Raw genomic sequence first — 25,959 nt, forward strand, 5'->3', positions numbered from 1 at the left:
TCATGAGTATTTTAGTTATCGCTGAGCACGACAACAAAGCACTAAATGGTGCAACTCTTAACGTTGTTGCTGCAGCGCAAAAAATCGGTGGTGATATCACTGTATTAGTAGCTGGTTCAGGCGCTCAAGCAGTTGCAGACCAAGCAGCTAAAGTTGCGGGTGTAAGCAAAGTATTACTTGCTGACGACGCTGCTTATGCTAATCAATTGGCTGAAAACGTTGCTAAATTAGTTGCTTCTATCAGTGCGGGTTACACCCACATTCTTGCTGCTTCTACGACAACGGGCAAAAACGTACTTCCACGTGCTGCTGCGCTACTTGACGTAAGCATGATCACTGACATCATTGCTGTTGAAGGTCCTAAAACTTTCAAACGTCCAATCTATGCAGGCAACGCGATTGCAACTGTAGAGTCTGGCGAGTCTGTTGTAGTTGCGACTGTTCGTGGTACTGCATTTGATGCTGTTGCAAGCGAAGGCGGCTCTGCTGCAGTTGAAGCTGTTGCATCTACTGGTGATGCTGGTATTTCTAAGTTCGTTTCTGAAGAAATCGTGAAATCTGAACGTCCAGAATTAACAGCTGCGCGTATTGTTGTTTCAGGCGGTCGTGGTGTTGGTTCAGGTGAAAACTATCACACTGTTCTTGATCCATTAGCGGACAAGCTTGGTGCTGCCCAAGGCGCATCTCGTGCAGCAGTTGATGCTGGTTTCGTACCAAACGATATGCAAGTGGGTCAAACAGGTAAAATCGTTGCTCCTGACTTGTACATCGCTGTAGGTATCTCTGGTGCGATTCAGCACTTGGCAGGTATGAAAGAATCTAAAGTGATCGTTGCGATCAACAAAGATGAAGAAGCACCAATTAACTCAGTAGCTGATTACTGGTTAGTGGGTGATTTGAACACTGTAGTTCCAGAATTAGTATCTAAAATCTAATTTCTGAACGCAGTTCAAAACGCTCCTAAGCTTATGGTTTAGGGGCGTTTTTATTGTTTGAAGAATTAGTAGGTCTTCTTGGTTATGTTTAATCGATTAATTATACGTAAATGTAAATATATAAATTGCACTTAGATGTTTCATGCTTATGAGTGTAGTGGATTCTTAGTTTAGTAGTTCAAAATTCATATAGTGTTTCTTATTATTGGTATTAGACACTACTGTAGCGCAAGCTATTTGTATGTTAAAACTTAAATGGTAAGTAAGCAGGAGCAATGGCTTGTTAATAGGATGAAAATTAATAAATTATAAAAAATACATAGATTTAAAATAAAATAATAAAATTTATCCTTCAAGTTTGAATCTTAAACTTAAAGCAAGCTTAAAGGATTATATATTTTTTGTTAACATTGCTTTTTTATTGAACTTGCCCTTTAGGCGGAGTCTCCCTTTGAAATTTGATTTTCAGTTACCAGTCAGTGTATTGGTGCTGATGATCTGCTGTTTACTTTTTCCTGTTTTACAAAGTGTCTCTTTTTCTTTATTTGATGGAATGACCGTTACAGCAGTTGAATCGGTTCAAGCATTGTTATTGCTGTTTTTTGCGATATATACTTTTTTCTATATTCGACCACTTGAAATGCAAGATGGAAAGAAACAATTTTGGTTGTGGGCTGTTGCATGGTGGTTGTTGCTATTTGGTCGTAGTATTAGTTGGGGGCGTGACTATTTTCCTGATGTGCCTAAACCGTATTTTCGTTTAATTTCGGTATTCATGATTGCACCTGTCGTCTTTATGCTGTTTTCGCCGTATTTACGCCAAGAAATTGTACGTAAGCTAAAAACCTTGGCTTTACCAATTTGGCCATTGGGCTTGGTGATATTGGGCTTATTTATTTCTGATGCAGTTGAGCATAGCCGAAGTCTTAGTTTTTTATTTTTGTACGATTTGGCTTTTAAAGATTTCATCGAAGAAGTTTATGAGTTTCCGCTTATTTTAGGTTTGTTTTTAACAGCATACCCATGGATGCAGCAGGATCATGTACCTCAAGAATTAGAGGTCATGCAATATCATAAAGAGTGATTTTTATCACATTTATGGGTCTAAATTTGAAGCTTCGAAAAGAAATATTTTGAACATTAAACAACCTCTATTCGTAGAGGTTTTTTTCACAGCAAATAAAATCAAAATGCTTAAAATAAATACAAAAAATCATGGTTCTAGTGCAAGATGATTGGCACAAAAATCAGGGTTTTTATGCTATACTGTCCGACTTGATTTTTGATATTGGTTCAGTATTTTTTGAACTAATTTTTACAGATTTACGATATATAAATGCGGGCAGAATTCTGCTTGTATAACAAGGAGTATGCATGAGCGTATCGGAAATTAGACCGATTGCCATTGAGGATGAACTGAAGAGCTCATATCTCGATTATGCAATGAGCGTGATTGTGTCACGTGCGTTGCCAGATGTCCGAGATGGTCTCAAACCTGTTCACCGTCGTGTGCTTTTTGCAATGCACGAATTGGGCAATGACTACAACAAAGCTTACAAAAAGTCTGCCCGTGTAGTCGGTGACGTCATCGGTAAATATCACCCACATGGTGACTTAGCTGTATACGAAACTATTGTTCGTATGGCTCAAGATTTCAGCTTACGCTATCAATTGGTTGATGGTCAGGGTAACTTCGGTTCTGTCGATGGTGACAGTGCAGCAGCAATGCGTTATACCGAAGTTCGTATGCGTAAATTGACCCACGAACTTTTAGCGGATCTTGAGAAAGATACCGTAGAGTGGGAAGACAACTACGACGGTTCTGAACGTATTCCACAAGTCATGCCAACACGTGTGCCTAACTTGTTGATTAACGGTGTAGCTGGTATTGCTGTAGGTATGGCAACCAATATGGCTCCGCATAACATGACAGAAGTCATTAATGCGTGTCTTGCTTATGCCAACGATCCGCACATCAGCATTGAAGGGTTAATGGAACATATTTCTGGTCCAGACTTCCCTACAGGCGGCATCATTTACGGTAAATCAGGCATTGTCGATGCGTACCGTACTGGTAAAGGCCGTTTGCATATCCGTGGTAAATATCACATTGAAGAAGACCAAAAATCGGGCCGTAGCACGATTGTCTTCACTGAAATTCCTTATCAAGTTAACAAAGCAAAAACCATTGAACGTATTGCTGAGTTGGTTAAAGAGAAAAAACTTGAAGGTATTTCTGAACTTCGTGATGAATCAGATAAAGAAGGGATGCGTATTGCAATTGACTTGAAGCGTGGTGAAAACGCCGAAGTGATTGTAAATAACTTATTCCAAAATACCCAATTAGAAAATTCATTCAGCATTAACATGGTCTGCCTCGATAATGGTCAGCCTAAGTTAATGAACTTGAAAGATATTATTGCAGCGTTTATCCGTCATCGTCAGGAAGTGGTTACACGCCGTACCATGTTCGAATTGCGTAAAGCACGTGAACGTGGACATATCTTAGAAGGTTTGACGGTTGCACTCGCAAATATCGATGCGATCATTGAAACCATCAAAACATCTGCAAATCCAAGCGAAGCGCGCGAACGTTTACAAGCGGGCGAGTGGGCAGGCGGAGGTGTTGTTGCCTTGCTTGAAAAAGCAGGCGCGGTATCTGTCCGTCCAGATGAAATTGAAGGCGAAGATCCAGCACGTCCATTTGGTTTAACAGGTGATATTTATCGTCTGTCTCCAACCCAAGTGGGTGCGATCTTAGAACTTCGTTTACATCGTTTAACTGGTCTAGAACAAGACAAGTTACAAGCTGAATATACAGAAATTCTTGGTCAAATTGCTGAATACACGGCAATTTTGAACGATTTCAACTTATTGATGAACGTGATTAAAGAAGAATTGGCTTTAATCCTTCAACAATATGGCGATGCACGTCGTACCGATATCGTGGAATCACGTATCGACTTCTCTCGTGAAGATTTAATCCCTGAAGAGCAAATGGTACTAACTGTTTCTAAATCAGGCTATGCAAAAACTCAACCATTGTCAGACTACGCTGCACAGCGTCGTGGTGGACGTGGTAAGTCTGCAACTTCAATGAAAGAAGACGATTACATCCAACATTTGATCGTGACTTCAAACCACGCAACAGTGCTTTGCTTTACCAATGTGGGTAAAGTTTATCGTTTGAAAGTGTATGAAGTACCTCAAGCATCTCGTGGTGCGAAAGGTCGTCCGATGGTGAACTTATTGCCATTAGATGAAAACGAAACCATCACCGCTATTTTACCTGTGGTTGATGCGCCGAAGAAATTTAAAGAACGCTTGGCTGACTTTAAAGCATTTGTAAAAGCCAATAGTGCACAGCTACAAACCAATGAAGTGATTAATAGTCATTTTGCTGGTTTAGAAGCTGCACTTGCTGAGACTGAAGACGGTGCAGATGACTTGTCTGATGCATTACGTGTTCAATTGAAACAGTTGGGCTTAGAGCTTTCTACCACTGATCTTGATGATGAAATCATCAATGACTTTGCACAGCAAGCAGAAGCCGTTCGTAAAAACTTCTACGTATTTATGGCAACAGAATACGGTACGATTAAACGTGTTGAGTTAGAACAATTCTCGAATGTTCGTTCTAACGGTCTACGTGCGATTGAACTCAATGGTGATGACACCTTAATCGGTGTTGCCATTACCGACGGCGAACAACAAATCATGTTGTTCTCAAACGAAGGTAAAGCCATTCGTTTTGCAGAAACTGACGTGCGTTCAATGGGTCGTTCTGCCAAAGGTGTTCGTGGTATGCGCGTGACCATTGGTGCAGCAGCTCAAGCTGAAGACGCTGAGGATGCGGATGTAGAGTCTGATGATGAAGATACCTCTGATTCAGCTCTCATTAGCCGTATAGTGTCATTGGTGGTTGTTCCGGAAACTGGTGAAGTACTTTGTGCTTCAGCCAATGGTTATGGTAAACGTACACCAGTAGATGACTTCCCAACTAAGAAACGTGGCGGTAAAGGTGTTATTGCAATTAAAACATCTGAACGTAACGGTGAACTTGTTGGTGCGGTAGCGATTGATGCGTCTAAAGAGCTAATGTTAATTTCAGATGGCGGTACGTTGGTTCGTACACGTGCGTCTGAAGTGGCACAAACAGGTCGTAATGCTCAAGGTGTTCGTTTGATCCGTTTAGGTGAAAGCGAAATCTTAGTCGGTGTTGTGGCGATCGAAGCAGTTGAAGAAGACGAAACTTTTGAAGAAGTGGAAGCAATCGAAACTGAGCAACTTGTAGATGACTCAACGATTATTGATCAAAATGACAATGAATCAGATCTCAATGAGCCTGAAGAAGACTAATTGAAGATTGAGAAAAGAGGGCGCTACGGCGTCCTTTTTTATAGACAGATAATTTTAGATTGATGAGTACAATATGAAATTAAAATATTTTGCAATGGTTTCACTTATTGGGCTTGGCGGCTGTGACCAAATTGGTCAAAAAGCCTTAAATGCAATCCCAGACCCAAGCGCTGAACAGAGTGAAGTTGCCCAAGCTGCCTATGATCAATTACGTGAAGGCAATTTTGAAAAGCTGTACACTTACTTTGAACCAGAACTCAAAGCGAAGTTTGAACAGAATGAAAAAGAGCTGCGTAAATTTGCACGAGGTATTCCGAAACAAGATTACTCACGCAAAAATATTGTGGCTAAGCACATTGAAAAATCGACTGAAAAGCCGTCTTTATATACAGTTACTTATGAGTACGGTTATACCAATAAAAACCTTGTACAGTATGATGTAAGTTTTGATAAACCCGCAGGAAGTAACAAAATTCGAGATTTTAATATTTCAGTTTTTGGCGAAAAAAATAAATAAAGTTTGGAAAAATAAAACAAAGCTGTAAAAAAGGACGCCGAAGCGTCCTTTTTTATGACATAAAATTAAGCGGCATCTTTTAGATTAGCAGCATAATTTTTTTGTTTTTCAGTATCAAATTGGCCTTCCCATTTACTGATCACCAGTACCGCAAGCGCGTTACCAATCACATTTAGTACAGTACGTGCCATATCTAAAATACGGTCAATACCTGCAATAAATGCAAGACCTTCAAGAGGAATACCGACACTGCCGAGAGTTGCTAGCAAGACCACGAAAGAAACGCCAGGTACACCTGCAATCCCTTTAGAGGTAATCATCAAGGTCAGTACTAGAATCACTTATTGAGTGATTGTCAGATCGATCCCGTAAAGCTGAGCAATAAAGATAGCCGCAATACTTTGATATAGGGTCGAACCATCGAGGTTAAATGAATAGCCAATTGGAATCACGAAACTGGTAATCGGTTTCGGAGCACCGTAAGCTTCCATTTTTTCCATAATACGGGGTAGGACAGTCTCAGAACTTGCAGTTGAATATGCGAGAATCAATTCATCTTTTAAGATCTTGATAATGGCCCAAACACTGAAGCCACAGAATTTGGCAACTGCACCTAATACGATGAAAATAAAGAAGAAGATTGCACCATAAACTAAAACTGCGAGCTTAAGCAGTGGTACAAGAGAGCTGAAGCCGAAATTCGCAACAGTCGCTGCAATCAAGCCGAATACACCAATAGGTGCAAACATCATGATCATGTGCGTAACTTTAAACATCGTTTCAGAAACAGCGGTCAACACTTTAATTAAAGGTTGTTTTACTTCTTGATCAAGCGCACCTAAACCTACACCAAACATCACAGAGAAAAAAATGATTGGGAGCATTTGACCACTCGTCAAAGCTGCAAAAAAGTTAGATGGAATAAGTGAAAGTATTGTTTGAATCAAACCATGAGAATGTTCACTGACTTCATGTGTTGTTTCTTGATACTTTGAAATATCGACTTGCGTCAATGCAGACATATCAATGCCGGCACCAGGTTGGAATACGTTGGCTGCAACTAAACCGACTAAAATAGCAACAGTGGTAATGATTTCAAAATAAATAATCGTTTTGAAACCTAGTTTACCTAAGTTGCTACCGTGACTTGTATTGGCAATACCTAAAATAAGCATCGACACAACAAGCGGAATAACGATCATCTTAATGAGGTTAATAAAAATTGAGCCCAAAGGCGTCAAAAAGTTATTAACTAAAGCATCACGATATTCAGGAGAATAGTGTAGGAAAGCACCAACAAGTATACCTAGAATGAGAGCAATCACGATTTGCCAGGCAAGGCTCACCTTAATCTTTTTCATACATCAGCTCTTATGTCAGATTTGGGAGAAAAAAGCCCACAGTCATCCACGAACAAATGTTGCAGACAGACTGAGTCCGCCATGACAAAAAGTTCTGAATAATTTGGGAGATAAATACGACAATATTTTGCAGTTTATATGAGAATACAGCCATCGATTTTGATCAAAACCAAACTGTTTGATCGATAAATTATCATTTTTAGTTGTATAAGCGATTCGATTGTTAAATTTAATTTATAAAACGAATAAAATTGAGTTATTAATAAACACTTCACAAAATCGCTGATTTGCCTAGAAAGATCGAAAAACTAAATGTGAGCCTGTATTTTTCATTTTTATATAGAAGTTTGCTTTATACTTGTTAGGCAAATAAATCACTGAAAATTCTATAAATCACATAGATTATCCGAACTAAATTTTAACTTTATATATTTTAATAATAAGCAGAGGGCTTGTACGGTGTTGAAAAAATTAGTCGTCGTCATCACTTTAATCTTACCTATAACGGCTTGTGAAAAAATCGGCGATTTCTTGATTGCAAAATTCGAATCAAGCCTGCCAAGTGAGACAAGTTCACAGCGTGCGAAGTCAGAAAAATTATTCGTCGCGCTACACGAACCCCATCAAGACACCTTTTTGGCATTGGTTGAAGAAAATGTTCGTGATGCGATGCTAGCAGATCCAGAGCTGTTTTCACGTATGAAAAAGCTGATTCCTGCAGGTCAACCTAGCGCTGAAGCGGAAGTGATTCAGCGAATGGCAAATACTCGGCTGGGAGAAGGTAAGACCACAACAATTGTGTATAAATATGATTATCCGCAAAAAGAACTGTATATGAGTGTGGTCTTTGCAGGTCATGATGGGGACGATAAAGTGAAAGGATTCTGGCTTGAAAACGCTGCAGAAAAAGAATCAGATGATTTGGTTACTGAGATCACTTCAGATGCAGATGATTTTGATATTCAAGTGGATGAAGCTTCGACTGTGACGCCAACAGCATACAGTTAATAGGTGACAGAAAGCATTAAAATTTGAGACATAGAAGCAAAGCGTTCGAGTCCATGATGAATAGATTTGAACGCATTTCGTTTGATGCTCGATATGTATAACAGCACAAACAGTTTTATCTTTTGGCAAACTTTAAACGCCAGACAGCAAGACATAAAAAAATCAGTCCAATACTTGTGAGGTAAAGCAGTTTTGGGATGACGATTACTGTAGGTACACCCATCTGATTGAGTTGAAGGAACAGTTGTATGCCTTGGGTTGATGGCAACACCTGAGCAAGTATTTGCATCCATTCAGGCATAGCTGCACGCGGCCATGCCGTTCCCGAGAGTAGAAATAGTGGAATAGAACTAAAAACGATGACATGTCCCGCACGTTCTGGCAGGTCAAGAAAGGTGGCTAAATAGAGCGTCATCGCAATAATACAACTGAGGAAGATGGGCACAGCAATGAACATGCCCCAAAAATTTCCACCGCGTGGATAGTCGTTCAGCCAAAAGGTAAAACCAAATAAATAGAAGCAGCCCAACGTTCCAATGGTCAAAATACACAAGAAGATGCCAGCCAATTGTGTATAGCTCGGACGCCAAGTGGTGTTTTGTCGATAGGTCGCAATCAGCATGCACAGACCCAATAAAATCGTCTGATGAATAATTAAGGGTGCAACCGCTGGGAAAATATAGCTGCCATAGCCTGAAAGTGGATTAAATAATGGAATCTTATGGATAGATAAAGCCGGGCTAAAATCGGATATGTTCTGGAATTTTTCTGCATATTCGACGAGGGCATTTTCCATCGAACTGGCTAAACCTAAGCCAATTTTTTGTGTCTTTAGAAAGTTTGCAGCACTGAGATATAAACCAATTCCACCGGTTTCACCACGGCGAATGCTATTTGAAAGATTACTCGGCAACAGTAAAATCCCGTCAGCTTGCTGACTTCTGAGCATATTTTCAGCCTCAGCAAAATTACCAGTCACAGCTCGAATTTCTACATTGGGACTATTGGCTACAGCACCAATAATCGTATTGGTGAGTATGCTTTGTTCCTCATCCACCACAATGATAGGGAGCGATTCTGCATGTTCCGCTTGATAAGCAATGGGATAAAAAAAACTGTAAAGAAAAACAGAAAGCACTAAAGTGGTAAAAATCGAACTGTGCTTCACAATATCTTTAAAGGTTTGAATATAGTGTCTGAGCAAATTTGATAGAAATGATGCAATTACATTCATATGAGTTGCTCCTTTAGTACTTTACGTAAAAAGAAGCTGGCAAGAAGAAAATAGAACAGACAGTAAATGATCAGGGTGATAAGCGGTGTGATTGAAATGGAGATTGGGCTACCAATGACCCATTGTTCTGTTTGTAATTTGGCATAAGGCGTATAGGGAATAATATTGGCCCAGAATTTTGTAAACATCGGCGCGTTATTTAGCGGCAATGTCACCCCTGCAAAACTTAGAGATGAGCCACCATATACCGCAATAAAACCAAAGGACTTGGTGAGATCACGTGTCGCCAAAACTACAGTAGAGCTGATAAAGGCATAGGCAGTATAAAAAAACAATTGCCCGAGCAAAATGAGCAATAATGAACCCTGAACAAACCACCCTCGAAACACGATTAGCCACAACATCCACGCCCATGTCCAAGCGGTAAAAATGAAAACATAACTGAGATTTTTAGCGATTAAAGCTTGAAAGACAGAAGTCGGTTTCACCCATTGATTTACAGTGCCATATTTGATTTCTTGACCAACCGAAAATGCGACACAGCAACACAGTAGTAAATGTAGAATCGCAGGAATCATGTAGGGCTCTAAATAGAACTCGTAATTTAAACCAGGATTATATAAGGGTGAAATTTTAACATTGGGCGTCGGTGCATCGAGGTAGGGGATGCTATTTTCTAAATACTGATGACCACTAAAATCGGCCATGGCTTGCAGTGTACTCAGTAACATGGCTGATGAAATACTATTGCCGACACTAAAATAGCTTTGGTTATAGGCAATGCTGATTTCTGCATCTTTTGCTTGAACCAGTCGTTGCTCTGCGCCAGCAGGAATATGAATATAGCCCCAAATTTGAGTCTGATTTAAAAGCTTTTCAGCATCATCCATACTGGGTGTAATAGTGGCTACTTTTAAGGTATGGTTGAGCTGCGCAAAATGAGTAATGTTACGGCTTAAACTGCTTTGATCTTGGTCTATGATCGCGATGGGTAAATGATCTGGTTTGCCTTGAGCAAACATATTGCTAAAGAGCAAAATCACAAGGGCGGGGGCAAGTGTGACCATACACAAGTCCCATTTATGCTGCATTAAATAGCGAAACTCACGCAGAATGCCCCTAAACATTATTTACGCTCTTCAATTTTAAACAACACGCTCATACCCACTTTTAAGTCAGCAATCGGCTGAGCGGGTTTCAGTTGGACTTTAAAACTACGAATGTCATAGCCGCCCGTTTGCCGCGTGGTTTTAATCGTTGCAAATTCACCTTCGGCTTCGATGTGATCAATTTTAAAATCGGCAGATTTGTTCAGTGCGGGTATAAATCCATGCATGGTCTTGAGTTGATACACTTGAGCATACTGGTCTTCACGGACATTTAAGCTAATCCATAAGCTATCATCTTGAATCAGGCTTACAACGGGCACACCCATTGCAACTAATTCTGAAACTTTGCCATAGGTTTTTGAAATAGTGCCATTGGACGGTGCAAATAACTTGGTTTCAGCCTCAAGTGCATTGGCTTCAGCCAACGCGGCTTGCGCAATCTTGACTTGGGCATCTGCCGAGCTTTGTTGTTGTGGTGTACTGCCACGTTTTGCACGCGCATATTGTTGATAAGACGCTTCTGTCATTTGTGCAGCAGACACTGCGGCAGCTTGCATTTCATCACGGCGTTGTCGTGAAATGACACCTTCTTTATAAAGGTTTTGACCACGTTGGTAGGTGGTTTGCGCCAATTGTTGCTGTGCTTTTAGACTTTGCCAATTGGCATATAAACTATCAATATTTTCTTGTTGAGAGCCACGTTCAGCTGTGGATTGCAGTGCTTGCGCAGATTGGAGTGCAGCTAAAGCCTGTTGTTTCTTTGCATCGACTTCGGGGCTGGTTAAACGAACCAGTGCTTGACCTGCTTGTACTTTTTCACCGTCATGCACATATATTTCTTCGATACGACTGGGTACTTTGGTACTAATGTGGATGGTTTCAGCCTCCACTCGACCTTGTAATTCAACCTGTTTAGGCTGATAACTTTTCCATAGACCAAATGCGATCAATGCCAAAAGTAGTATCAATATAATGCCAACGGCAATTTTTATCAGTATAGATTTCTTATGTTGGTCTTTTGATGGGGAGAAAGAGTGGTCTTGCTCTAGAGACGTTGAATTAACAGATTCTGTCGGCTTTTTATCCATCGCGATTTCGTCTTGCGTAATACTGTTTTCCATAACAGGCTTTGGTACAACCGTATCATTTGTTGATGTAACAGATGATTTATCCTCAGTTGAGGTGTCTTTTGGTTGATCAGTTGAATCCTGATTCATGTGCATTTCCCCAGTCTAAGTTTAACGGATGTAATCGGTGTGTGATTGATTGATATAGCTTTGGAACTGGTCAATGCTCCCGTGACTTTGTAGCAATGTTGCAAGTGACATCACGTATTTATAAGCATTGAGTGCCATTTCACTTTGTAGCCCGCTCAGTGCATTTTGTGCATCAATGACTTGTGTGGCTGTTCCCATATCTTCTTTAAATGAAAGCTGTTGAATTCTTAAATTTTCTTGAGCAGCTTTTAGGTTTTGCTGCAACAACAGGTGACTTTGTTGAGCGCTGGTGACTTCATTAAATGAGCTATAAATCAGGCTTTCAATTTCTTGTTTCGTACGCTCAGTCATTAACTCAGATGCATAGCGTTGAAGTTCAGCAGCTTGTACGGATTTGTTTTTATCAATACCTGAAAATAAGTTGTAGCGAGCGGCAACACCAACGATCCAGTTTTGTTTATCGTCGAGACTATATTCGCCAAATGCAAAGACGTTGGGTTTTTTTGCTGCGCTTTGGGCTTTCACATTGGCACCGGCCAATTGACTGTCTAATTGCATTTTACGCACCAAACTAGACTGATCCTGATAACTTTTTAGTAAGGCGGTTATATTTTGATTGTGTTGCTGATTGATAAATAATGGCGTTGTAAGATCAGTAATTTGGCTGCTTTGCATTAAGTTGTTTAACTTAAATAAGCTAGAGCGTAAATTCGCTTCAGTATTTTGAAAAGTTCTGAGCGCATTATTCTTCGCCACTTCAAATTGCATACGCTGGCCTTTGCTAATAAAACCCTGTTGTTCCATTTTGAGCGCATTGGCATAGTGTTGTTGCATCGCATTTAAATTGAAGCGGCTGCTTTCGACTAATTTTTTTTGTAATTGAGCATTGAAGTAGGCTTGGATTAATTCAAAACGTTGCACATCTTGTTGTTGTTCACTGCTTATCGCGCTGCGTTTGGCTTGGATATTGGCAATTTCCTTGGCGCTAGACGTTAACCCACCGGTATACAGCGGCATCATTACGGAAACGGTAGGGCGGATCACTTGATCATCTAAGACCACTTGGGAAGAATCTGGAATTAATCCGACACCATCACGGATTGGCTGTTGCAGACTGTCTTTTAATGGGTCTGCCAAATCACTCGGTAAGCTTTCATCAATTTTATTATTAATGCCATTACTCAGCGTTTGTTCTAAGTTATTTTTTAGGGCACCGAGAGGAATATCGAGTTCATTATGAAAGGCATAGGCACGGACGTTTAAATCCACACGAGGTAAACCAAGCCCTTTAATGGCCTGAGCTTGAAGTTCGGCAGATTGTTGTAGTGCTTGGTTGGCCTGAGTACTATACGAACTAGTGAGTAGACTTTGTTCTGCTTGGCTATAACTGATACTTTGCGCAAGTACGGTGGGGGTAAAAAAGCCACTGAAACAACCAAGGCCAAGCAGTAAACCTGAACGAAATGTATGTTTAATTTTTATAGAATAATCTGTTCGAGGTAAAGGCATAAAAACACACTCACAGCTAGGATGGGTTCATTATAGTCATTGTGATGAAGTTGGGTAAATTCACTAAGTTGTTGTATTGTTTCATATACATATGTAAATAAATTTTATCTTCGCAGCGCACGTCATTTTTCTCATATCAAGACCTTAAATTAGCATCAATTCAAGGGATAAAAAATATCAGTAAATCTAATAATTTGAATTAAGAAGAATTAATTTTGATCTTTATTGAAATTTTGACTTCAAATGTCAGACAGCATTGGAATATTTTCAGCTTTAACTACTGCAAGCACGCGTCAGATATGGTTAAATGCCATCATTTTATTGTGTTTCACTTTGAAAGGAAAACTCATGCGCGCGTACAACTTCTGTGCTGGTCCTGCTGCATTACCCACTGCCGTTTTAGAAAAAGCTCAAGCTGAAATGCTTGACTGGCAAGGCAAAGGCCTTTCGATCATGGAAATGAGCCACCGTAGTAAAGACTATGTCGCTGTGGCAGAGAAAGCAGAAGCTGATCTTCGTAAGCTGATGAATATTCCAGACAACTATAAAGTGTTATTCCTTCAAGGTGGCGCATCACTTCAATTCTCTGCGATCCCATTAAACCTATTGGGTAAAAACAGCAAAGCAGACTATATCCACACTGGTATTTGGTCTGAAAAAGCGTTGAAAGAAGCACAGCGTTATGGCGACATTAATGTTGTTGAAGCGGGTACCACCATTGACGGTAAACTTGCGATTACTGATCAAAGCACCTGGAACTTATCTGATGATGCGGCTTATGTGCATTATGCAGATAATGAAACTATTGGTGGTCTTCAGTTTGCCAACATTCCTGAAACGGACAAACCATTGGTTGCCGATTTTTCATCGAGCATTTTATCTGCACCATTAGACGTATCTAAGTTCGGTTTAATCTATGCAGGTGCTCAGAAAAATATTGGTCCTGCTGGTTTAACTTTAGTGATTATTCGTGATGATTTATTGGATCAAGCGAAAGCAGATATTCCAAGTATCTTGAAATATTCAGCTCAAGCGAAAAATGGTTCAATGGTGAATACACCATCAACTTATGCATGGTACTTATCTGGCCTCGTTTTTGAATGGTTACTTGAGCAGGGCGGTGTAGACGCAATTTATAAAGCGAATATGGCAAAAGCTGAATTGCTTTATGGTTATATTGATTCAAGCGATTTCTATGCAAATCCAATTGCAAAAGAATTCCGTTCAATCATGAACGTACCATTTACTTTGGCGAATCCAGAATTGGAAAAACAATTCTTGAAAGAAGCTGAAGAAAACCACTTGCTGAATTTAGCTGGTCACCGTTCAGTGGGTGGTATGCGTGCAAGTATTTATAATGCTGTTCCGCTAGAAGGCGTTCAAGCACTGGTTAACTTTATGGATGACTTTGCAAAACGCAACGCATAATCCTAAAGGCATAAAAAAACCGGCAAATGCCGGTTTTTTTATTGAATAGATTAAAAAATAAAAGTATGTAACACGTATGCACAAATCAGCATACCTAACATAAAAAATAAGCAGGACATTGGCTTGATTTGATATCGAGATTCGATGTGATGGTCAACTTGTGATAAGTTTTCTTCTTGCACGACTTTCATAGATATTCTTTCCGATCTATTTATCGTTAATTACTATTTCTTAAACGCATTTTTAACATAATTATTTGATTAAATAAAGTACTATCTGCCATAAACTTACTAAACTATTTAGTTCATTTAAAAATAAGCAACCGAATTGCTAAATTTAGTTTCATAAATTTCCTATCTTATTTATTTATATTAGATTTTTATATTTTATCTTTTGCAGATGGATTTATTTTTCGTTATTATTTTGAATTGAATATTGTGGATAAGTTATTTTAATTTGAATTTAAAAATAGAATAAATCGACTATCTTGTGGATAAAAAATATTCAATCATTTAAATATTCAGCGAATACACATGATTAGCGAGAAATAAAAAAAACCGCACTGAGGCGGTTTTTTTTATTTGAAATAGGTTTTTTGAATTCAAATTAGGTAGATTTCGCGTAAATATTGGCTTGTATCCACAGGTTGCCACGAATATATTGCCCAACATTGAAATCTTTATGCGCCGGATTTCGTGTTGCAACACGAACAATCACCGCTTCTTGGTTTTCTTCGTGGATTAAGGTCACATCATACAGCGTGTAGTCTTGCTCTTTAAATTGCATGGCGGTTTTGCCAACAATATGCCCTTGGAACCATGCTTCGTCTTCTTGGCCAAGATTTTCACCATATAGGTATGCAACCATTTTAGAAAAATCGACGGTCACTGGCGCTTTGTCATCTTCAGACTTTGGTTGCCATGCTTTAATTTGTTCGTGTAAATCTGCAGGGGCAACACCATTATTTGCTGCCAAGATATCGTTTAAAGCACGATGATGTTTAATCGATGCAGGATCATCAACGACAAGCTGTTCATGTTCTGCGACAGCTTCGAGTTCATAGGCCCAAGCATTGAGTTGCACACTGTAGCTTGCATCTTTTTCATATTGGTCGTGATTGACGCTATATAAACTATCAAAAGCATACACACTGGTATTTGCGCCTAAGTCGAGGCAAAGCACAGCTTGTGTATTGGATTTACAGGTAATAATACGTTCAATGGTGGCTTTGGTTTTATATGGGCTATCAAAACTTGGAAATGCAGTTTTAACGGCTTTAGGTTTATTATTTTCTACCGCAATCACTTGGCACAGTTGAATGGATGCTTGAGATGGACCTTGAATCAGCCAGGTACTTTGATCCATATCAGATTCTTGTGCGCATAAGCCCATCGGCATAATGGGTGCATCCAATGCCTGACCCAGCCAAACTGGTACATCCGTTGTCGGGTTGCCGGTGAGCAAATTCCAATGTTCAACATGACTACCAAAAGTTTGATCTTCAATAGTGATAATTTCAGGGCTATTTTGTTTTTTCATATGCACAATTGATATTGGGTTGGTTTCATAATTAATAAATCGAGGGTTATTTGAAATTTTCAAGTCACCGACGTCATATTTATCATGAAATCATGCATAAAAAATGTTTTCAGTAGGATTTAAATGTAAAAGCATTGGAAAATAAGTCCAAGTAGGAGTCATTTTGCAGCTTTTTGATTCTCATGATTAGAGAAATGTAGATCCATTCAGCGGATGCAGATCCCCAAATTGTCATGTGGATTTGTTACTATGAGTCATGTTTAAAAGTGAATGGAAAATCAGTGCTGCCATTTAAATTATGGGTGGATGCAGATGCGTTACCACGCATTTTACGTGATGTAATTATTCGGGCTTCTGATCGTTACCAGTTAGAAGTCACTTTTGTCGCCAATCAAAATGTTGGGATAACACCTTCGGTGCGGATTAACTCGATTCAAGTCATGAGCGGGGCGGATGCCGCGGATAAAGAAATTATTCAGCGCATGAAAGAGCACGACATCGTGATGACACAGGATATTCCACTTGCTGCTGAAGTGATTGAACGGGGCGGTATAGCGATACATCCACGCGGTGAGATTTATACCACAGCAAATGTCAAGGCTCGTCTACATTTACGCGACTTTATGGATACTTTACGGGGCGCAGGTGTACAAACTGGTGGTCCAGCCCCGATTTCTGAACGTGATAAGCGCGAATTTTCCAGTAGCTTAGATCAAACCATTCAAAAGCAAAAACGAAAAACGGCGCAGAAGTAAAAACCATGCCATCTAAAACAAATCTAGCGACCACCTATGCGTTGTTGGTCTTTATTTGGTCGACCACGCCACTTGCCATCGTTTGGAGTGTCAGTGATATCAATGCGTTTTGGGCACTGACATTACGCTTTTTTATCGCATTACCCTTGGCTGTCGCATTATTGTTTATTTTTAAACATAAACTGCCGATGGATAAAACCTCGCTGCACAGTTATTTGGCGGGGGCGTTTAGTTTTATTGGTTCTCAGATTCTTACCTATATGGCAACGGCCTATCTCAGCTCAGGCATTATTGCCCTGATGTTTGGTTTAGCGCCAATTATGACGGGTCTGATCGGTCGTTTCTTCTTTCATACCTATCTGCATCGCTTGCAATGGATTGGGATGTTGATTGCCGTCTGTGGTTTAGCCATTATTTGCTTAGGCGGCAGTGATCAGCACGTACAGCCTGTTGGCATCGTCTTAATGTTAATGAGCGTATTCGTCTACTGTATGTCGATTTTTTGGGTGAAAAAAGTCAATGCGCCATTGCAGCCCATGTCTCAAGCCACGGGTTCGATTCTTATCTCAGCACTATTTTCTGCTGCAATGCTACCGTTTATTTGGCAGTATACACCTACACAGATGCCTTCGACCAAAGCACTCATTGGCTTATTTTATGCAGTGATTATGGCTTCATTGATTGCAATGTTTTGTTATTTCAAACTGGTACAAAACATCAAGGCGACAACTTTGTCTTTAACAACGGTACTCACACCCATGCTTGCTATGCTCTTTGGTGCTTTACTGAATGATGAAAAATTATCATTGATGGTTTTACTTGGTGCCGTGATTCTATTATCAGGCTTGTTTGTTTATTTTTATAAAGATTTTCGGGCGAACAGAGAGCTCGCCCACAAATTAAAACATTGATTAAAAATCACTCTTTGTTTTGGGTCAGTGCGATACACTCTGCAAGTTTGACGCGGTCTTGAGGGAGCAGTGTGATAAAATAGGCACCCGTACGGTATAAGTTGCTTTCTTCTTCACGGCTATAAACCACTTGCGCAGTTGCCGCAATATGGAAGAAATTTTCAGGGTGGCTTAAGGTCACATGGATATAAGTACCTTCTTTAATCGCGCGTTCGCTAAAAAAGCTCAAACCAGTCTCTGAAAAATTCACATGCTCAGGCACTGGTAACATGCTTTGTACAATTGCGTCGTATAAAGAACCCGTAATAAGGTTTAACTTTTGGTTAAATAAGGATAAGATTCGAGCAATTTGTTGATCTTTCTCAGCTAATTGTTCTAATTCGTAGTTGAGTGCATGATCAAATTGATCTAATTCAGCAAGTAGTAGAAAATAGCGCGGCAATACAAAATTAGGATCGTAAGGATCATTCAGTGCAACATCATCAGAGATAATCTGATAGTTGATGCGCAAAGCAGCATCGATACGCGACATTACACGGCGTTCAGTTTGAACGCTTTGATGCTGTAAGTTTTCCATAATATATATTACCTCGGACTAGATGGTTATGTTTAAACCAATCTCGCTGTATATAGGGTTGAGATACACTCGCGCTCGGCGCAGTAACCACTTTATTTCTTTTATTGCTCTGGTATCCATGATCGGCCTCACGCTTGGTGTGGCAGTCCTTATTACAGTTTTATCTGTGATGAATGGTTTCGATCGTGAGCTGAAAACTCGTGTCTTAGGAATGATACCTCAAGCCACTGTTTCTTCAACACAAATTTTAACAAATTGGCCTGAACTTGCAAAAAAAATTGAGCAGCATGAGCATGTTCAAGGTGTCGCACCATTCACCCAATTACAGGGAATGTTGACGGCACAAGGTCAAGTGTCTGGCATTATGGTCAGTGGGATTGAACCGCAGTATGAAAAAAAGGTATCAATTATCCAAGACCATATGGTGGAAGGCAGTATCGATAACCTGAAAAAAGGTGAGTTTGGTATTGTCCTTGGCAAGCAAATGACAGATGCCTTAGGTTTAGGCTTGAATGACAGTGTGACCTTAGTGCTTCCTGAAGCAACACCTTCTCCGGCTGGCGTTGTTCCGCGTTTTAAACGATTTAAAATTGTGGGTATTTTCAGTATTGGTGCGGAAGTTGATTCGATGATGGGCTATGTGGCCCTGAACGATGCGTCGACTTTATTAAGACTGCCAGATGGTGCACAAGGCATCCGTATGAAGTTGGATGATATTTTTGCAGCGCCACAAGTCTCTCAAGAAATTGTGCGTGATTTACCTGCAAACTTTTATGCTTCAGATTGGACTTATACGCACGGTAATCTGTTCAGTGCGATTCAAATGGAAAAGGCAATGGTAAGTTTATTGCTGTTCCTGATTGTATTGGTTGCAGCATTTAATATCGTGTCTTCATTGGTGATGGTGGTCACTGATAAAAAATCCGATATTGCCATTTTGCGTACACTAGGCGCTTCACCGGCTACAATCACACGGATCTTCATGGTGCAAGGTACAGTGATTGGGGTGATTGGTACGGTGTCAGGGGCGATTTTAGGGATTATCGCTGCATCGAGTATTAGTAATTTAGTCGGTTGGTTGAATACAACATTGGGCTTAAATATGTTTGATGCTTACTTCATCAACTATTTACCGTCTTATTTAAGATGGCAAGATGTTGTGGTGATTGTATCTTTATCATTGGGTCTTAGCTTTATCGCGACTATTTATCCGGCATTACGTGCAGCTAAAGTTCAACCTGCAGAGGCTCTACGCTATGAGTAATTTAGTTTTAGATGCCCAAAACATTACCAAATCTTTTACCGATGGGAAGTCTACAGTCGATGTGATTCGTGGACTTTCATTACAAGTCAAAGCAGGTGAGTTTGTTTCGATTGTGGGGTCAAGTGGTTCTGGTAAAAGTACGTTGTTGCATGTATTGGGTGGCTTGGATCGTCCAACATCGGGTCAAGTGTTGATTAATGGTCAACGCTTTGACACTTTAGGTGAAGCAGAGCGTGGTTATATTCGTAATGAGCATTTAGGTTTTGTGTATCAATTCCATCACTTGTTGCCTGAATTTACCGCGTTTGAAAATGTGGCAATGCCATTGATGTTACGTAAGTCGAGTAACTTCAAAGAAGTGAAGCAACAAGCTGAATATCTTTTGGAACGCGTTGGACTTTCCCACCGCATGACGCACAAACCTGGTGAGCTTTCAGGCGGTGAACGTCAACGTGTGGCTTTGGCTCGTGCATTGGTAGCAAGACCTAAGTTGATGATGGCTGATGAGCCAACAGGGAACTTAGACCGCAAAACCGCAGTGAAGATTTTTGAGTTGCTGTCTGAATTACGTAAAGAATTTAACATGGCAATGCTAATTGTGACCCATGATGAATATTTAGCTCAATCTGCTGATGCGATTTTGCATATGCAAGATGGTTTATGGGTAGATGACTAAGCGCTAAATTGATTTTGTAAAAAATTAGTGGATTAAGATTGTTTGATTGAAGCTCACCTCGGTGGGCTTTATTATTGCCAGCACATAATAAAAATAATGACGACTCATGTTACAAAGTTTTTGTATTGGCTGGATTTTAGGTATTTCTTTTATGGGATTCATGTTTTGGAATCCACAACTCTCGACAGCTCAGTTGCTTTTTATTGTTCTGATTTGGCTAGTGCTACAGCTCTACATTTCACCAAAACTAAAAAGTATCTTTTCGAAAATCTTACAGCTCAGTGCAAATCTTTGCATAGGTGCAATTCTCGGCTTTAGTTTCGCCAATACTCAACTCGATCAGCGTTTGGCATTGGTTGAACATCAGAGCAGACAAGGCGAGTTTATTGCGTATATTCCACAGATCAGCCAACTCAAAGACCAAGCAATTCAGCAAAAAATTGAAGTGCTCAATGTGAATCAGCAGATTCAACATTTTATGGCGTATTTACCCAATTCAATTTTGCAAAATAATGAACAGACGATTCAGTTGGTCCCTGGACAATACTATCGTATGTATGGTGAGTTACGACCTACCCAAAGCTATGTGACCGAAGGTGCATTTGACCAAGAACGGTGGAGTATACAGCAAAATATACATGCCAGTTTAAAGGTGAAGTCGGTCGAACTGATACCACCTCAACATATGACTGCGATGGGCTATGGACAGCAGTATCAACGACATCAAGGTGTGCTACACCAGTTAAAAATTAAGGTCGAACAACAACGTTTATATTTAAGAGCGTTTATATACCAACAACCGCTACGGAATCATGGCTTGCTGTTAGCACTGCTTACAGGTGATAAAAGTTTACTCACTGAAGGCACCAGTGAATTATTTCAACGCTTTGGGATGAGTCATTTATTGGCGATATCTGGTCCACATGTACTTGTTTTTGCCAGCATGCTTTGTTGGGTGATGCAGTTAGCTATTCGAAAATATTGTCCCAAAATTTATCTCAAGTGGCCCAAACAATATGTATTGGTCGTGCCCTTTATCTTCTGTGTCCTTCTATATTGCGCATTTACTGGCTTTGAAATACCTGCACTGAGAACGCTGACGATCTGCCTAGTTGCAAGTAGCATGCTTTTGTTACAGCAAACCATTCAGCCTTTTCAACTGCTGGTTTTTAGTGCCGCAATTTTATTGCTTGTGGATCCCTTTAGTATTTTATCCGCGGCATTTTGGTTGTCTTATGGCGCATGCTTTATTTTACTGCGGATTTATCAAACCTTAAGGAAGCATTTACTGGCTCAAACGGACGCCAGTTTTTGGCAAAAGTTAAAACATTCAATGTGGTTGATGGTGGAATCACAATGGAAAATCTTTATCGCCTTATTTCCATTGATGGTGATTTTTTTCAAGCAAGTCACGTGGATTAGCCCACTAAGTAATTTATTTGCCATCCCGTGGTTAGGGGCTGTGGTGGTTCCTTTAGATATCATCGGAGGGGCACTTTCTTATATTTCGACTCCTCTGGCGCAATTGGTTTTTTTATTCAATGATCTGTGTTTAGAAGTGTTACATGTATTTCTCTATGGCTTAGATCGACTCTTTGCACCAAAAATGCAAGATGTCGCATTGACGTCAACTCAAATCATACTGTTGATACTCGCCATAGTAATCTTATTTTTACCTGAAGGAATCTTGCCAAAATATTGGGCGGTCATTGCCTTTTTTACTCTGTTTATCCCATGGAAAAATTCAGCAAATTTTCAGCTTTCAATTTTAGATGTGGGGCAAGGGCAGGCGATCTATATCCGTTCTGTAGATCATCATATGATGGTGGACTTCGGTGGAAACTATGATGAAAGTCAATTTAGTGTCGGGCAGAATATCATCCGACCATTTTTGAGTGTGCAAGGTGTCCATCGACTAGATCGGGTATTATTGACTCATTTAGATCAAGACCATAGTGGTGGTTATTTCTCATTGGAGGAACTGCTTGATATTGGGCAGCTTTCAAGTAATGAGCGGGTACAAACCACGAACCAAGCTCCACAGCGCTTATGTCAGCGTGGTCAGCAGTGGAATTGGGATCAGCAAGTATATTTTGAAATACTCTCGCCAAAGCCTGAAGATCTGACAAATGCTCAATGGAATGCCAATGAACGTTCTTGTGTTCTATATGTCACGGTCAAAGGCGTCAATGGCCCACGACATTTTCTATTGATGGGGGATGCGGGTTGGGAGACGGAATATCAAATGTTAAGTGATTATCCAGACCTAAAAGTCGATGTCTTGGTGCTTGGACACCATGGTAGTCGGCACAGTTCATCCTATGCGTTTTTAAACCATTTTAACCCCAAGTTGGCGATTGCTTCCGCAGGTCGCTTTAATCGTTATGGACATCCTGCAAAGATGACCCAAACACGTCTCAAACAATTAGACATTCCACTCTTGCAAACTGCACAAAGTGGAAGTATTCATTTCAAGCAAAATAAACAACAAATTGAACTAATTGAAGAGCGTACAAAGTATAAATGGCTCGATCTATATCGCAGGCTATCTAAAGAATCTGAATAGAAAACTGCTTCAAGTGTATTGCTTGAAAATGTCATTCTGTCACATTTTTAATTTTTTGCTGTCTTTGATATTCCTCACGAATATCACGAATGCGTTGAGCGGCTTCCTCATCACTAATATTGTATAGATTTCTCAATTTTGGATTGGCTTTAAAGCGTTTATAGCTCCAGTGATAATGCTCTGGATAACGATGAATTAGATTTTCCACTGCTTTAAAGATAACTATTGAGCCATCATCTGCATTGCCTTGATAGATATTCTCATCCATAGGTTCGATATGCATATCAAAACCATGATTATCGTTACGAATGGCATACAGTAAGAGCGCACGTGCTTTGGTTTTTTGAATTAATTTTGCACTTAAGTTGCTGGTTTTTAGTGGAATACCAAAGTATGGAATCATTTCGCCGCCGGCATTGGGGGTATGATCTGGCAAGATCACAGTCGTCCCACCTTGTTTTAATGCTTTGAAAATCTGACGTACACCTGATTCATCCGTAGGAACCAATATTGCTTGCTCACGGCTTCGAGCAGCACGGACAAAATTGTTGGCAGATTCGCTTTTTACCGGCTTGTACATGATGGTCATTTGAGTGTACTGCGCAACCCATGCATTCATGATTTCCCAAGTACCAAAATGTGGTACTACGAGTACAACGCCTTTTTGTAGGGCGAGCGCTTCATGTAAATATTCAGCGCCATGTACGTGATGAATTCGTTGAATATTTTTTTCTGTACTTGCACCCCAAATGTTAAAAAATTCAAAATAAGAACAAAGTTCGTTTCGAATCGCTTGTTTAGTGAGTTGAATGCGAGCTGACTCTGATAATTCAGGCAATGCAATTTTAAGATTGCGTTGAATCGTAGAGTAGGTTTTAGAGATTTTTAAAACATTGACTAACCCAGCCAAACCTTTTGCAATTAATCTTGAAATTTGAATAGGTTGACGGCTGATAAATTTTAACAGGTGATATGTGGTGTCCTGTGAATTTTGGTCGGTCATCTTATTTAAGTCTGAAAGAAATGAAAGAAAATTTAAAATAATTATAGGGGAAAATGAATTGATTAGACAGTTATGGCGATTAGCGTGTATATAATGACTACAAATTAACGATCAAATGGGTTTTTTTATGTCCGAATGGCCACCAAAACCTGAAGAAAAACAGCAAAGTTCTTCAAACAATATTCAGCAGCCAACTGGAAATGAATGGAAAATATTAGAAAAAGCCGTGCTTTCTTCCGTTGAAGAACAACGTAGAGCACGTAGATGGGGTATATTTTTTAAATTTTTAACCTTTGCTTATTTGCTATTTATTATCATTGCGATGGCAAAAAGTTGCAGCATGTCGTCATCTGATCAAGCAGCGACAGCGGGTTCACATATTGCCGTGGTTGATATCATTGGGACCATTGCAGCGGACAAGCAAAGTGTAAACAGCGCAAATACCATCAAAGCTTTGAAAAAAGCCTATGAAAACAAACAAAGCAAAGCGATTGTTTTAAATATTAATTCACCAGGTGGTTCACCTGTTCAGTCTGATGAAATTTGGCAAGAAATTCAGTACTTGAAAAAAGCCCATACCGATAAAAAACTGTATGCCATTATTGGTGATACAGGCGCTTCAGGTGCGTACTATATTGCGTCTGCGGCAGATGAAATTATTGTCAATCCTTCAAGTTTAGTGGGTTCGATTGGCGTGATCATGCCGAATTATGGTGTTAGTGGTTTGATGCAAAAATTCGGTGTAGAAGATCGCACCATGACTTCGGGTGAGAACAAAGCCATTTTATCCATGACTCAACCTGTAGATGCAGCACAAAAAGCACATGTTCAAGGTGTACTTGATAATGTTCATGCGCATTTCATTAATGCAGTGAAGGAAGGTCGCGGTAAGAAATTAAAATCAAATGATCCAGCTATTTTCTCAGGTTTATTTTGGACGGGTGATCAGGCTGTGAAGCTAGGTATTGCTGACCGTACAGGTAGTTTAAATAGCCTGAAACGTGAATTAAAAACTGAAAAAGCCGTGAACTACACCATTGAAAATAGTCCGTTTGATTCTGTACTAGGTCGTATGGGAAGTTCATTTGGTCAAGGTTTGGCAAGCGCATTGTCACAACAGGTTCAATCTGAAAACAGCACGAAATTACAATGAAACCGTTAATTCATTTTGCGCACGCCAATGGCGTGCCATCACGGGTTTATCAAAAATTGTTTGATTTACTGAGTGATGAATATGATGTGATCTATGTGCCGTTACTTGGGCCAGATAAGCGTTACCCAATCGATAACCATTGGAAAAGCTTAACACAGCAAGTCATTGACAGTATTGTACGTCAGGCCAATGGTCGTAAGGTGATTGGATTAGGTCACTCATTAGGTTCGGTTTTAACATTTCAGGCTGCATTACAACGCCCAGAATTGTTTGAACAAGTGTTAATGATTGATCCGCCTATGATCATGGGTAAAGAGTCTTTTGCTTTGCACATCGCAAAACTCCTCAAACTTAAAGTCGTCGATAAAATGTCCCCAGCAGGTTTGTCGAAGCGTCGTCGTGATCATTGGGACAGCCGTGAACAAGCAGCAGAGCTTTTAAGGCCGAAAGGTTTTTATAAAGATTTCGATCCAGACTGTTATCAAGCTTATATTGATCATGCCTTGATGGACGATAAACTGCGTGGTGGGGTGGAATTGACGATTTCACGTGATGATGAGGTTCATATTTTTCGAACTAATCCTTCACTGTGGTGGTTACCTCATGCTCAACCACAAGTACCTGTACAGCAGTTAATTGCAGAGCAGGGACCATTTTTAGCTCGGCACTTTCCACAAAAGGTTGAGAAAAAATTTGCGATTCCATTTAAAGTTGCTGCGGGGAGTCATATGTTCCCATTGGAACATCCTGTGGAAACTGTTGAATTGATTAAAGATTTACTTAAATTGCCTAAGCGTCATCATTAAACCTTAAAAACCACAACACATAAAAAAAGCAC

Annotated in this window: 20 protein-coding genes and 1 pseudogene; 13 read left to right on the forward strand and 8 right to left on the reverse strand. The window is 39.9% G+C overall.

The genetic code is table 11. The features are described from left to right. Nucleotides 1-2 precede the first annotated feature (2 nt). From AC25JC_RS09790 to AC25JC_RS09805, 4 genes are all read left to right on the forward strand, one after another. Nucleotides 3-935: an FAD-binding protein gene (locus AC25JC_RS09790; protein ID WP_486923948.1), complete on the forward strand. Its 933-nt coding sequence runs from the start codon at nucleotides 3-5 to the stop codon at nucleotides 933-935. A gap of 451 nt (nucleotides 936-1,386) precedes the next feature. After that, entirely contained in the window at nucleotides 1,387-2,019 is a 633-nt protein-coding gene (locus AC25JC_RS09795; protein WP_486923949.1) for a hypothetical protein, read from the forward strand. Nucleotides 2,020-2,309: 290 nt separating this feature from the next. Beyond that, on the forward strand, nucleotides 2,310-5,294 hold the full coding sequence (gene gyrA / locus AC25JC_RS09800) for a DNA gyrase subunit A (protein WP_180113934.1): 2,985 nt from the start codon (nucleotides 2,310-2,312) through the stop codon (nucleotides 5,292-5,294). A 73-nt stretch (nucleotides 5,295-5,367) separates the two neighbouring features. Continuing rightward, entirely contained in the window at nucleotides 5,368-5,811 is a 444-nt protein-coding gene (locus AC25JC_RS09805; RefSeq protein WP_472584925.1) for a DUF3887 domain-containing protein, read from the forward strand. Between the two features lie 65 nt (nucleotides 5,812-5,876). Here the strand turns inward: AC25JC_RS09805 and gltP are convergent. Continuing rightward, nucleotides 5,877-7,172: pseudogene (gene gltP, locus AC25JC_RS09810) on the reverse strand (glutamate/aspartate:proton symporter GltP). A 459-nt stretch (nucleotides 7,173-7,631) separates the two neighbouring features. Between gltP and AC25JC_RS09815 the strand changes: the two are divergent. Then, on the forward strand, nucleotides 7,632-8,180 hold the full coding sequence (locus tag AC25JC_RS09815; protein WP_486923950.1) for a hypothetical protein: 549 nt from the start codon (nucleotides 7,632-7,634) through the stop codon (nucleotides 8,178-8,180). A gap of 115 nt (nucleotides 8,181-8,295) precedes the next feature. Here the strand turns inward: AC25JC_RS09815 and AC25JC_RS09820 are convergent, their stop codons facing one another. Genes AC25JC_RS09820 through AC25JC_RS09835 form a run of 4 tightly spaced genes read right to left on the reverse strand, consistent with a single transcriptional unit; the run spans nucleotide 8,296 to nucleotide 13,249 of the window. Next, nucleotides 8,296-9,414 carry an ABC transporter permease gene (locus tag AC25JC_RS09820; protein ID WP_486923951.1) on the reverse strand — a complete coding sequence of 373 codons (1,119 nt, stop codon included), beginning with the start codon at nucleotides 9,412-9,414 and terminating at the stop codon, nucleotides 8,296-8,298. Then, the gene (locus AC25JC_RS09825) at nucleotides 9,411-10,541 is read right to left on the reverse strand and encodes an ABC transporter permease (RefSeq protein WP_486923952.1); all 1,131 of its coding nucleotides are present in this window, start codon (nucleotides 10,539-10,541) and stop codon (nucleotides 9,411-9,413) included. Before AC25JC_RS09825 ends, AC25JC_RS09820 begins: the two co-directional genes overlap by 4 nt. Next, the gene (locus AC25JC_RS09830; protein WP_486923953.1) at nucleotides 10,541-11,740 is read right to left on the reverse strand and encodes an HlyD family secretion protein; all 1,200 of its coding nucleotides are present in this window, start codon (nucleotides 11,738-11,740) and stop codon (nucleotides 10,541-10,543) included. Before AC25JC_RS09830 ends, AC25JC_RS09825 begins: the two co-directional genes overlap by 1 nt. 21 nt (nucleotides 11,741-11,761) lie before the next feature. Next, the gene (locus AC25JC_RS09835) at nucleotides 11,762-13,249 is read right to left on the reverse strand and encodes a TolC family protein (RefSeq protein WP_486923954.1); all 1,488 of its coding nucleotides are present in this window, start codon (nucleotides 13,247-13,249) and stop codon (nucleotides 11,762-11,764) included. A 348-nt stretch (nucleotides 13,250-13,597) separates the two neighbouring features. Here AC25JC_RS09835 and serC point away from each other — a divergent pair, with 348 nt between their 5' ends. Continuing rightward, complete coding sequence (serC, locus tag AC25JC_RS09840; RefSeq protein WP_078192058.1) at nucleotides 13,598-14,677, forward strand: 3-phosphoserine/phosphohydroxythreonine transaminase; 1,080 nt, start codon at nucleotides 13,598-13,600, stop codon at nucleotides 14,675-14,677. A gap of 606 nt (nucleotides 14,678-15,283) precedes the next feature. Here serC and AC25JC_RS09845 read toward each other — a convergent pair. Then, nucleotides 15,284-16,216 carry a hypothetical protein gene (locus AC25JC_RS09845; RefSeq protein WP_486923955.1) on the reverse strand — a complete coding sequence of 311 codons (933 nt, stop codon included), beginning with the start codon at nucleotides 16,214-16,216 and terminating at the stop codon, nucleotides 15,284-15,286. A gap of 233 nt (nucleotides 16,217-16,449) precedes the next feature. On the opposite strand from AC25JC_RS09845, the gene AC25JC_RS09850 reads away from it, so the two are divergent. Both AC25JC_RS09850 and AC25JC_RS09855 read left to right on the forward strand, forming a co-directional pair. Further along, nucleotides 16,450-16,971, forward strand: coding sequence for a YaiI/YqxD family protein (locus AC25JC_RS09850; protein ID WP_439736698.1), 522 nt, complete (start codon nucleotides 16,450-16,452; stop codon nucleotides 16,969-16,971). A 5-nt stretch (nucleotides 16,972-16,976) separates the two neighbouring features. Continuing rightward, the gene (locus tag AC25JC_RS09855; protein ID WP_486923956.1) at nucleotides 16,977-17,882 is read left to right on the forward strand and encodes a DMT family transporter; all 906 of its coding nucleotides are present in this window, start codon (nucleotides 16,977-16,979) and stop codon (nucleotides 17,880-17,882) included. Nucleotides 17,883-17,889: 7 nt separating this feature from the next. Here AC25JC_RS09855 and AC25JC_RS09860 read toward each other — a convergent pair whose 3' ends face one another. Further along, nucleotides 17,890-18,459 carry a PilZ domain-containing protein gene (locus tag AC25JC_RS09860; protein ID WP_078192054.1) on the reverse strand — a complete coding sequence of 190 codons (570 nt, stop codon included), beginning with the start codon at nucleotides 18,457-18,459 and terminating at the stop codon, nucleotides 17,890-17,892. 28 nt (nucleotides 18,460-18,487) lie between these two features. Here AC25JC_RS09860 and AC25JC_RS09865 point away from each other — a divergent pair, with 28 nt between their 5' ends. The 3 genes from AC25JC_RS09865 to AC25JC_RS09875 all read left to right on the forward strand — a co-directional run bounded on the left by AC25JC_RS09865 (nucleotide 18,488) and on the right by AC25JC_RS09875 (nucleotide 22,965). Then, entirely contained in the window at nucleotides 18,488-19,723 is a 1,236-nt protein-coding gene (locus AC25JC_RS09865) for a lipoprotein-releasing ABC transporter permease subunit (protein WP_078190389.1), read from the forward strand. Continuing rightward, entirely contained in the window at nucleotides 19,716-20,399 is a 684-nt protein-coding gene (gene lolD, locus AC25JC_RS09870) for a lipoprotein-releasing ABC transporter ATP-binding protein LolD (RefSeq protein ID WP_078192053.1), read from the forward strand. Before AC25JC_RS09865 ends, lolD begins: the two co-directional genes overlap by 8 nt. A gap of 106 nt (nucleotides 20,400-20,505) precedes the next feature. Next, nucleotides 20,506-22,965: a DNA internalization-related competence protein ComEC/Rec2 gene (locus tag AC25JC_RS09875; RefSeq protein WP_486923957.1), complete on the forward strand. Its 2,460-nt coding sequence runs from the start codon at nucleotides 20,506-20,508 to the stop codon at nucleotides 22,963-22,965. Between the two features lie 31 nt (nucleotides 22,966-22,996). On the opposite strand, the gene AC25JC_RS09880 is transcribed toward AC25JC_RS09875, so the two are convergent. Continuing rightward, entirely contained in the window at nucleotides 22,997-23,968 is a 972-nt protein-coding gene (locus AC25JC_RS09880) for a lysophospholipid acyltransferase family protein (protein WP_180113731.1), read from the reverse strand. Nucleotides 23,969-24,095: 127 nt separating this feature from the next. Here AC25JC_RS09880 and sppA point away from each other — a divergent pair, with 127 nt between their 5' ends. Continuing rightward, complete coding sequence (gene sppA, locus AC25JC_RS09885) at nucleotides 24,096-25,121, forward strand: signal peptide peptidase SppA (RefSeq protein WP_180063185.1); 1,026 nt, start codon at nucleotides 24,096-24,098, stop codon at nucleotides 25,119-25,121. After that, the gene (locus AC25JC_RS09890) at nucleotides 25,118-25,927 is read left to right on the forward strand and encodes an alpha/beta fold hydrolase (protein WP_180114971.1); all 810 of its coding nucleotides are present in this window, start codon (nucleotides 25,118-25,120) and stop codon (nucleotides 25,925-25,927) included. Before sppA ends, AC25JC_RS09890 begins: the two co-directional genes overlap by 4 nt. Nucleotides 25,928-25,959 lie beyond the last annotated feature (32 nt).

This window comes from Acinetobacter sp. P37 (genome assembly GCF_057480965.1).